The following is a 9,302-nucleotide window of genomic DNA, read 5'->3' on the forward strand; positions in this document are numbered from 1 at the left end:
GCCGGGTGCGGGACTGCGTGCGCCGCCAGACATGCAGAGGAGCGCCAGCGGCGCGGCATACCCGGACAGAGTCGGACACGATCCAGTCCTCTGTATGTTCGACTGACCGCCTCCGCCGAGGAGGAGAGCGTGCGGTTCGTCAGCGCTGCGGGCACCCGACTGAGGGTGGTCGAGGGCGGCCAGCACTTCCTGAGCGCCTCGAAGCCCGATGACGTCAACGCCGCGGCGGTCGAGTTCGCCAACCGCTGGACATCACGGCGCTGGTGCGTCGTGGGCGGTGTGAGCCGGATCATGTAGGTACATCACTACACTCCTGAGAGCCACCATGTCCACGATCACGTCACGCTCCTTCAACCAGGACGTGAGTGCAGCGAAGCGTGCGGCAGCAACGGAACCCGTCATCATCACCGACCGCGGGCGGCCGTCGCACGTCCTGATGACCATCGAGGACTACCGCCGCCTGACCGCCGACCAACGCTCCATCGTGGAGTGGCTCTCGGTCGACGATGACATCGATGTCGTGCCGGAACGGGTCGACCTGCGGCTCTCCATCCCCGATCTGTGAGATACCCGCTGGACACCGATGTGATCTGCGAGCTGAGGAAGCCGGCTGGTCGCGCCGCGGTGGGCGTGCGGACCTGGGCCGCCGGGAACCCCGCGAGCGACCTAGCGATCAGTGTCATCACGCTCATGGAGATCGAGATCGGGGTCGCCCGACTCGAGCGACGCGACGCGCGGCAAGGCGCGGTGTTGCGGACATGGCTTGAGCGAGACCTGCTGGCGGCCTTCGCGACCCGGCTCCTGCCCATCGACCCAGCGGTGGCCCGACGCGCCGCCTCGATGCACGTCCCCGACCCGCGGCCCGAGCGCGACGCCCTCGTTGCGGCCACCGCACTGGTCGGCAACCTCGTCGTCGTCACCCGCAACACGACTGACTTCCGACCGCTCGGAGTCAGCGTCGTCAACCCCTGGGACGCCTGAGCCCCACCTCTCGGCTCTCGACCCGTGGCCATGGCGGTCAGGGGGGGCATCGAGCGACCGCGATGACCAGGTCGTCCCCCAAGTTGCCTTCGGCCGAGCAGCGCCTCGCGGCGTTGCGCACCTGACCGCCGAGCATCAAAGTGGAAATGGGCGCGGGCTGTCACCCAGAGGTCGGTGCGGAACTGTCACCCGAGGTCGGCGCGAGCCCGGCCCTCGACGGTGATGGTGACCGAACCGCCGAGTGCCGCGAGGATGCCGCCGGTGAAGGGCAGCGTCGTCTCGCCCTCGAGGACGACGACGGCGGTGCGCCCGTCGGGTGACCCGGTGCCGGCCGCGGTCTGCCACGAGGTGACGCCGACCGGCTTGGGGCTGGCGGCGATGGTGCGCGCCGCCGCCGCCTGGACGGTCGCCGTGCTGACCGGCACCGACAAGCCGAGACCGCCGGTGTAGGCCGCCTGCTCGTCAAGGGCGTTCGCCGCGTCGAGGGCTGCGGCATCGGCCGCGTCGAGGAGCCGGGTGCGGGCGATCTGGGTCGCGGTGACGTCGACACCGCCGATGATGAGCATCAGGCAGACCCCGAAGAGCCCGATGATGAGGATGGAGATCTGACCGCGGTCCCGGGGGCCTCGACGCAGTGGACAACGAAAGAGACTGTGCCGCAACGGCATACGGGACAGGGTGGTCATCGGGAAATGAACCGGTCGACGGTCGCGACGTGCGTGGCCGAGATAGGGATCGAGGTCGGGAGCGCGGCGGCGAGGAAGTCGGGGATGAACGGCAGCGGCACCGTGACCGTCGCCACGGTGGTCACCCGCCCCTCCGGACGGAGGCACGGCGCCGCGTCGCAGGAGATGTCGAGGACGCCCTCTCCCCCGAAGCCGAAGTCCTCGAAGGGGAGTGCGGCCGCCGCCTCGGCGCGCGCGTGGGCGGAGCGGTCGTCGGCTGCGGTGGTGAAGGCGCGACCCGCCTCGCGGCTGGCCGTCGAGACGGCGAAGGCTGCGGACTGGACGCGGGAGAGGACGATGACGAGGTAGATCATCGGGACGAGCAACAGCACACCGAGGAAGACGAACTCGATGATCGCCCGCCCGTCGTCGCGGGCGCCGAGCCGGCACACCAGCCGTCGCCGCAGGCCTGCCCGCCAGCGCACGCTCAGCATCATTGCGACTCCACGCCTCATTGCGACTCCACGAAGGCACGACCCTGCACCGTCATCGTGCCCGTGGGTCCGAGCAGCCCGATGACGGGGACCGGCGCGGTGACGCTCACGTCGACGACCCGGACGCCGGCCGACGTCGTCGTGGTTGTGGCCACCACCCCCTGCGCGTATGCCGCGGAGAGACTGCGCGCGATGAGGTCGCGCGCGCGGTCGGCCCCCTCGGCCGGCGACGAGTCCGCGCGGGCGCCCAGTCGGGCCCCCTCGGAGGCGCAGGAGATCAGGGTGTTGCGCACGTAAAGGGCGAGCCCGAGCTGGAAGACGCCGACCCCGAGCAGCAGCACCAGCCCCGAGACCATCACGAACTCGGCGATGGCGCTCCCCTGGTCTCGCGAGCGATCGACCCGGCGCACCGATGCGCGGAGACGAAAGGCACACCAGGACAGCGGAACTCGTGATCGACGCCGCCCCACCTGCGCCGACGACATGGCGCTCAGGGACCCTTCACGCTGTGGATGGCGGTCCCGAAGATGTCCGTCAACGCCGGCCCGGCGAAGACCCACAGCGCCGTCACGAGGCCGGCGGTCATCACCGTGATGAGGACCCAGCCGGGGACGTCACCGCGGTCGCGCCTGGCCGCGGCATACCGGTGGGTGAGGTGCCGGACGAGCCGGCGGGCGGTGTGGGTCATGTGTGGTGCCTCGTTTTCCTGTGGTGCCTGGTTCGGGTGGTCAGATCTGGAATCTCAGGAAGCTCACGCCGGGATAGATGGCGAAGAGCACGGTCACCGGAAGGACGAGGAAGACGACGGGGACCATCATCGCGATCTCCTTGCGCCCGCCCTCCTCCATGATCGAGCGGCGTCCCGCCTCGCGGACGTCCTGCGCCTGGGCCCGGAGGACCTCGGCGAGCGGGGTGCCCCGCTCGACGGCGACGACGATGCCGTCGACGAAACGGGCGAGGCTGATCAGTCCGGTGCGGTCGGCCAGGCCCAGGAGAGCGGTCTGGAGGTTGGCCCCGGCGCGGGCGTCGGCGAGGCAGGCCCCGAGCTCCCCCGACAGCTCTCCGCGGGAGAGTCGGCAGACCCGGTCGAGTGCGCCCGTCGCGCCCTCTCCCGCACTGACCGCGAGCGCGAGCAGCTCCGCGATGGTGGGGAACTCGGTCAGCATCCGCTGCTCGCGACGGTTGGCCTCGGTCGAGAGCCACTGGTCTCGGGCGATGACCCCGACCACCGCGGAGAACAGGACGAGCAGGACGACGGGGAGGGCGGAGGTGCCGCGGGTCACGACGGCCAGGACACCGAGACCGATGCCGACGACACCGCCGACGATCCCCCAGATCACCTGTTCGGCCCGGAAGCGCTCGACGTCGGGTGGGCGCCCCGCGCGCTGGAGGCGACGGGCGACGGACGCGGCCCCGCCGAGCACCCGCTCCACCCCTGCGGCGAGGTCGATGAGGACCGGGCGCAGGAGGCGGGAGACGCGGAGGCTGGCCACGCCGGAGCTCGTCATGGCGAGCAGTCGGGAGGGGCGGGGGGCGTCGCGCAGGTAGGGCTCGAGTCGGGCCTCGAGCTGCGGTCGGCGGTTCATAGGTAGCCCGACCACGACCAGGACGACGCCGATGGCGAGCAGGCACCCGAGGAGCGCGCCGGACCAGCTCCAGCCCGGGCCGAGGACGGCCGCCATCATCGGAGCACCCGCTCGTCCTCGGGAAGGCGGCCGATCCGGACCATGACCCGGTAGGCGATGACGGTGATGGCGGCGCCGACGGCCAGGACCCCGACCCCGACAGGAGTTCCGTATGCCGCCAGCGAGGTGCGCTGGAAGGACAGCATCGCGAGGACGACCCATGGCGCCGCCGTCGCCAGCCGGGCGGCGTTGACGGTCCAGCCCTGGCGGGTCTCGAGCTCGGCGCGGGTGCGTGCGTCCTCGCGCAGGAAGGTCGACAGGGTCCGCAGGAGCCGCCCCAGGTCAGAGCCGCCCACCTCGCGGGCGATGCGCAGGGACTCGATGAGGCGGTCCCCGACGGGGTCGCTCAGCCGCTCCTTGAGACGGTCGAGGCACTCCTGGAACCGTCCCGTCGTCCGGTAGTCCTCGGCGAAGTCCGCGAAGGCCGGGCGCAGCTCCTCCGGGCCGCGGATGGCGAGCTGACTGAGGGCCTCGGGGAGCGCCAGACCGGCCCGGACCGCGGAGGAGATGTTGTCCACGGCGTCCGGCCAGAGGTTTCGCAGCTGCGAGCGGCGCTTGCGAGCACGCATACGCACCAGTGCGATTGGTCCGTATCCCGCGATCAGCGCGAAGCACACCGCAACCGGCGCCACCCGGGTGCTCGCCACGAAGATGAGGAAGACGAGGACGAAGGCCACCAACGACGCGGTGACGACGTTGCCCGGGGTGACCGAGACGTAGCCCGCCTGGCCGAGCTCGTCACCCAGGCGCGTGAGCGGCCCGACCCGGCCGCTCGGGGCGATGCGTCGGGGCTCGACCGGCCACCACGACCACCAGAGGCAGAAGAGTCCCAGACCGAGGAGCAGGCCGATGAGCAGTCCGGTCATCAGGCGGCCTGCACCAGGAGGGCGGCGATGTCGTAGCCGGCCCGTTCGAAGCGGTCGATGTGGGGCGGGAATCCGTCGAGCCGACGCAAGACGCCATCGCGCATCCCGAACAGGTCGGCCACCTCGATGACGTCGCCCTCGGCCCGCCCCGGGACGGCGGCGATCTCGCGGACCCGACGGACCCCGTCGCGCTCGAGCGCCTGGTGGATGACGATGTCGATCGACGAGGCCACGGTCGGGACGACGAAGCGGGAGCTGACGTTGTCACCCGCCAGCAGGGGCAAGGTGCACATCTTCATGACGGCCTCGCGGGCCGAGTTCGCGTGCACCGTGCACATCCCGGGCAGGCCGGAGTTGAGCGCGATGAGCAGGTCGAGCGACTCGGCCTGTCGCACCTCTCCGACGATGATGCGCGACGGCCGCATTCGCAGTGCCTCCTTGACGAGCCGCCGCAGCGGCACCTCCCCCGTGCCCTCGAGGCTCGGCTGGCGGCACTGCATCCCGGCGACGTCCCGCAGCGGGATCTTCAGCTCGAAGACCTCTTCGCAGGTGACGACGCGTTCCTTGGCCGGGATGGCAGCGCCGAGGCAGTTGAGCATGGTGGTCTTACCGGCCTGGGTGCCGCCGGCGACGAGGATGTTGAGGCCGGCGACGACGGCGGCCTCGAGGAAGCGGGCGGCCTGGCGGGTGAGGGTGCCGAGGCGGACGAGGTCGTCGAGGTGGTCGGCCTTGACAACGAACTTGCGGATGTTGACGTGCCAGTGCTCGTGGGTGATGTCGGGGATCACGACGTGCAGGCGGGAGCCGTCGGGCAGCATCGCGTCGACGAACGGGGACGACAGGTCGACCCGGCGGCCGGAGCTGCGGAGCATCCGCTCGACGAGGTCGCGGACCTCGTCGGCGGTCAGGATGGTCGAGGTGAGCTCGGAGATCCCGCCGCGGGCAACGAAGACCTTGCGGGGCTCGTTGATCCAGATCTCTTCGATGGTGGGATCGTCGAAGTAGCGCTGCAGCGGGCCGTAGCCGGCGACGGTGTCCAGGACGGCCTTGGCCGCGTCGCCGAGGTTGCCCAGGGTCGGCATCCCGCCGTGCACGGAGCGCTCGTCGTAGTCCGCGACGGCGTCGCGGATGAGCCGGTCGATCTCGACGGGGTGCCGGGCGGGGTCGAGCCCGGAGCGGCGGATCAGCTCCCGGACCTCGACCTCGACATGACGGACCGCCTCGGACACGCGACCCGCCCTCCCGCTGCCCCCAGCGACACCGACGCCCTCGGAGAGTCATCCCACCGCGGCCCGTCAGCATCATCGTAAGCGGGAACCAAGCCAGCGCAACCGGATCAAGTAAAGGTTGTGGACATTTTTGGATGACGAGCCGAACCTGCCGACCGGCACATATCCGAAATGCCAGAGAATGCGCGGTCATGCCACCAAACAGACAGAGCGGGGTCGGGGACGCGGCATATCGCGACAGAAGCAGACACGACCCCGCCTTCTGTATGTTCGACGGAGCGGCCCATCGCCTTGCCGGTGTGACCCGTTGGGACGGCCTTGGCCAGGCGAGTGGTCGAGAAAGCCCGGCTGCGTCTCGCCTCTCGCGGCGGAGAGTGGCGCCAGCGGCATGACACCGACTTTCCTGGTGGACCCGACCAACGCCGAAATATCCTCGTGACGCGGGCACGATCGGGACTTCGGGGTTGTTGTTCGACGTCTTGATGTTGCTTCGGGCGGCTGTTGTCGGTGTTCGCTCGAACGCTGGGCCTCGGGGGTCACCACCCTCATCGACGCCGGGGGGTAGTGATGTGTCGTTGTGCCAGGGGGCTGGCTCTCAGCACCGGGGACCTTCACGACGGGACGGCGGTGTGACCGCGGTCGACGTCGACCGCGCGGTGGCGCCGCGCGCTCCCACGCCGGCCGAGTGGTGGGAGCGGCTGCAGGTCTGGCGGTCGTCGTGGATCGAGGGCCATCCGGGTGCGACGGGTCTGGGCGATGCGCGTCTGGGTGGCCGTCTTCCGGACCTTGTTCGTGTGGTTCGTGGTGGCCAGGACCAAGACGGTGTCACGGTCGGGATACGTGCGGTGCTTCTCCGCGTTCCGTACCCGGGCAGAGTGGGTCGAGTGGGGCATTTGCTCAGGGATGACCCGTGAGAAGTCCGAGGGTTCCACAGGACTTTCTCCCCGGTGGGGTTGCTCTAGGGTGACCCCGGTCAACAGCCCTCCTGCCGCGCACCACGGTGGTCTCCAAGGTCCTGTGCCCCGACACCCTGAAGCAGTTCATCACCCAGCAGTGCCGGTGGTGCACCGGGTCGATGAGCCTCCGAGGCTCTGCAACCAACGGCTGGAATGACGGCGTCGGCGACCGTGCCGCGGAGGTATTCGAAGCGAAGGTTGCTCACGACGTCACGAGTCCCGTCACGTTGCCCATTGGCCAACCAACTGCTGGCGAAGACGTCAATCCTCGATGGCTTGGTACACGACAGCGCGGAAGTCGGCCTCGGGCAGGTCGAAGCCGACCATGTGCTGCGTCATGAGCACGCCGACGATCTCCTCGACCGGGTCGACCCAGAAGTAGGTCTTGGCCGCACCGCTCCAGCCGAACTCGCCGACAGAGCCAGCCAGAGCGCTCTGGCCGATGTCCATCGCGACGCGGGAGCCCAGGCCGAACCCGTAGCCGGGCGCGGCCACACCGCCGAGGGTGTAGGGCAGCAGCGCCGGCGCGAGGTGGTTGGTGTGCATCAGCTCGAGCGTCTTGCGGCCGAGGACGCGGGTGCCGTCCTCGGCCTTGCCCGTGAGCAGCATGTTGGCGAACCGCAGGTAGTCCGAGCCGGTGCCGAACAGGCCGTGGCCACCGCGCTGGAAGACGTCCGGCGTGTCGCTCGGGTAGGTCGCGTCCACCTCCCGGCGGCCGAGGTCGCCCGTGGCGAACGCGATCGCGAGCTTGGTGAACGTGATGTCCTTGCCGACGATGTCCGGGAGGCCGTACATGGCGGCGAGACGGCCACGCTCGGACTCCGGTACGCCGAAACCCGTGTCGGTCATACCGAGCGGCCCGAACAGGCGCTCCACGAGGAACTCCCCGAGCTTCTGGCCCGAGATCACCTCGATCAGGCGGGCCGCGACGTCGATGCCGACGCTGTAGTGCCACTGCGTCCCGGGCGCGAAGGCGAGCGGAAGCGTGGCGACCTCGTCGACGAACTGCTCGAGGGTGCGCGTCGGGTCGTTGCCGATCCGCTTCTGGCGGTACTGCTCCGCGACCGGGAAGTCCTCGAGGAAGTCGTAGGTGAGCCCGCTGGTGTGGCTCATCACGTCGCGGACCTGCATCGGGCGGACCAGCGACTGGTCCTCGAGCGTCCCGCCCGGCCCGGCAATCTTCGTCGCCGCGAAGGCCGGGATCCACTTGGCGACCGGGTCGACGAGCTGGAATTTTCCCTCTTCGAACAGGGTCATCAGCGCGGTGCAGATGATCGGCTTGGTCATCGAGTACAGGCGGTAGATCGTGTCCTCAGCCAGGGGCACGCCGGCCTCGCGGTCCTGCCAACCGATGCACCCGGAGTGGACGAGCTGCCCGCGACGCGACACCAACGCCTGAAAGCCGGCGTAGCCGCGCTCGTCGACGTACTTCTGCATCGCGGGCGCGATCAGCTCGAGGCGGTCGGCGCTCATCCCCACCGAATCGGGGGACGTAAGCCGCGGTTCGACCTGGGTCATCGTGGATCTCCTTAGATCGGGACTGGTGCCGAACGCAGGGTCGAGGCAAAGTCGTGTTTCAGCAGGTCAGCAGGCATGTGATGACCCGGGTGGGGTCTCTTGCGTGATGGCGGAGCCCGGCGGCGATGTTGGTCCAACCGGTCAAGCGCAGCAAGCTGATCGCGGTGTTTCTCAGGGTGGCCATGACTTGGGGGGCGTTGCCGGTGCGGACCTGCGACCGGTCCTCGTCGTAGGTCACGTCACGGCACCAGTGAAGGCGGTTCTCTATCCCCCAGTGTCCTTGTACCCAGGCGGCGAGGGTGGCTGGTGGGGCCGTGTCGTGGCCGGCTGAGGTGAGGATGTACACGACCTCGACCGTCTTCCTCCCGGCCTTGGTCACGGTGCGGCGGACCTGGGCCAGCTGCGCGGCGCCGGGGAACGCGACCCAGGTGGGGGCGTCGATGACCTTGATGGTCCGGGTGACGGCGCGGCCGTGACCGGTGGTGGTGACCCGGTGGGCGGGGACGTCCTTCCAGGGAAGCTTCTTGCACGCAGTGTGCAGCCGCGGCTGGTTGCCCTTGATGGTGAACACGTACTCACCGCCGCCGGAAATGATGACCTGCCCTCGATTAACGGTATCGGTCTGGGTGTGCATGGCATCGACGGTGACCACGACGCCGGTCAGGTCGAAGGTGGCGAGCAGGTCTCGTACGGCAGGGATTTCGTTGCTCTTCGCGGCGACCGCGACCTGTCCCAGGACGGTTCCGGTGGCGTGGTCGAGGGCGGCGACCAGGTGAGGGGCGCTGGCTCGGGCGGTGCGGGCGCCGCGGACTGTCTTGCCGTCGATCGCGATCACCCGCCGCCCTTCAAGCACGGCGGTGCGGGTGAACATCCACGCCCCGAGGACCCGGTCCAGGACGTCCGCGTCG

Annotated in this window: 13 protein-coding genes; 3 read left to right on the forward strand and 10 right to left on the reverse strand. The window is 69.7% G+C overall.

The features are described 5' to 3' along the window. Positions 1–129 precede the first annotated feature (129 nt). Genes Q0R63_RS20360 through Q0R63_RS20370 form a run of 3 tightly spaced genes read left to right on the forward strand, consistent with a single transcriptional unit; the run spans position 130 to position 981 of the window. Positions 130–297, forward strand: a complete 168-nt coding sequence (locus Q0R63_RS20360) for a hypothetical protein (protein ID WP_295701563.1) — start codon at positions 130–132, stop codon at positions 295–297. A 28-nt stretch (positions 298–325) separates the two neighbouring features. Beyond that, positions 326–565 (forward strand): type II toxin-antitoxin system Phd/YefM family antitoxin, encoded by a 240-nt coding sequence (locus Q0R63_RS20365; RefSeq protein ID WP_295701565.1) that lies wholly within the window; start codon positions 326–328, stop codon positions 563–565. Then, the gene (locus tag Q0R63_RS20370) at positions 562–981 is read left to right on the forward strand and encodes a type II toxin-antitoxin system VapC family toxin (protein ID WP_295701567.1); all 420 of its coding nucleotides are present in this window, start codon (positions 562–564) and stop codon (positions 979–981) included. The genes Q0R63_RS20365 and Q0R63_RS20370 overlap by 4 nt, the downstream gene beginning before the upstream one ends. A 185-nt stretch (positions 982–1,166) precedes the next feature. Here Q0R63_RS20370 and Q0R63_RS20375 read toward each other — a convergent pair whose 3' ends face one another. From Q0R63_RS20375 to Q0R63_RS20420, 10 genes are all read right to left on the reverse strand, one after another. Continuing rightward, positions 1,167–1,667, reverse strand: coding sequence for a pilus assembly protein TadG-related protein (locus Q0R63_RS20375; RefSeq protein ID WP_295701569.1), 501 nt, complete (start codon positions 1,665–1,667; stop codon positions 1,167–1,169). After that, positions 1,664–2,143, reverse strand: a complete 480-nt coding sequence (locus tag Q0R63_RS20380) for a pilus assembly protein (RefSeq protein ID WP_295701570.1) — start codon at positions 2,141–2,143, stop codon at positions 1,664–1,666. The genes Q0R63_RS20375 and Q0R63_RS20380 overlap by 4 nt, the downstream gene beginning before the upstream one ends. A 14-nt stretch (positions 2,144–2,157) precedes the next feature. Continuing rightward, the gene (locus Q0R63_RS20385; RefSeq protein ID WP_295701572.1) at positions 2,158–2,550 is read right to left on the reverse strand and encodes a TadE/TadG family type IV pilus assembly protein; all 393 of its coding nucleotides are present in this window, start codon (positions 2,548–2,550) and stop codon (positions 2,158–2,160) included. A gap of 80 nt (positions 2,551–2,630) precedes the next feature. Next, the gene (locus Q0R63_RS20390; RefSeq protein ID WP_295701574.1) at positions 2,631–2,828 is read right to left on the reverse strand and encodes a hypothetical protein; all 198 of its coding nucleotides are present in this window, start codon (positions 2,826–2,828) and stop codon (positions 2,631–2,633) included. A 40-nt stretch (positions 2,829–2,868) separates the two neighbouring features. After that, positions 2,869–3,825 (reverse strand): type II secretion system F family protein, encoded by a 957-nt coding sequence (locus Q0R63_RS20395; protein ID WP_295701576.1) that lies wholly within the window; start codon positions 3,823–3,825, stop codon positions 2,869–2,871. Then, on the reverse strand, positions 3,822–4,691 hold the full coding sequence (locus Q0R63_RS20400) for a type II secretion system F family protein (RefSeq protein WP_295701578.1): 870 nt from the start codon (positions 4,689–4,691) through the stop codon (positions 3,822–3,824). The genes Q0R63_RS20395 and Q0R63_RS20400 overlap by 4 nt, the downstream gene beginning before the upstream one ends. Then, positions 4,691–5,920: an ATPase, T2SS/T4P/T4SS family gene (locus Q0R63_RS20405; protein WP_295701580.1), complete on the reverse strand. Its 1,230-nt coding sequence runs from the start codon at positions 5,918–5,920 to the stop codon at positions 4,691–4,693. The genes Q0R63_RS20400 and Q0R63_RS20405 overlap by 1 nt, the downstream gene beginning before the upstream one ends. Before the next feature lie 611 nt (positions 5,921–6,531). Next, entirely contained in the window at positions 6,532–6,813 is a 282-nt protein-coding gene (locus Q0R63_RS20410) for a hypothetical protein (RefSeq protein WP_295701582.1), read from the reverse strand. Between the two features lie 324 nt (positions 6,814–7,137). Then, positions 7,138–8,394 carry a serine hydrolase domain-containing protein gene (locus Q0R63_RS20415; RefSeq protein ID WP_295701584.1) on the reverse strand — a complete coding sequence of 419 codons (1,257 nt, stop codon included), beginning with the start codon at positions 8,392–8,394 and terminating at the stop codon, positions 7,138–7,140. Positions 8,395–8,452: 58 nt separating this feature from the next. After that, positions 8,453–9,302, reverse strand: an 850-nt coding sequence (locus Q0R63_RS20420; protein ID WP_295701586.1) for an ISAs1 family transposase, incomplete at its 5' end; no start/stop codon positions are given.

It is taken from the genome of Lapillicoccus sp. (genome assembly GCF_025353065.1).
In the GTDB taxonomy this organism is placed as follows: domain Bacteria; phylum Actinomycetota; class Actinomycetes; order Actinomycetales; family Dermatophilaceae; genus Lapillicoccus.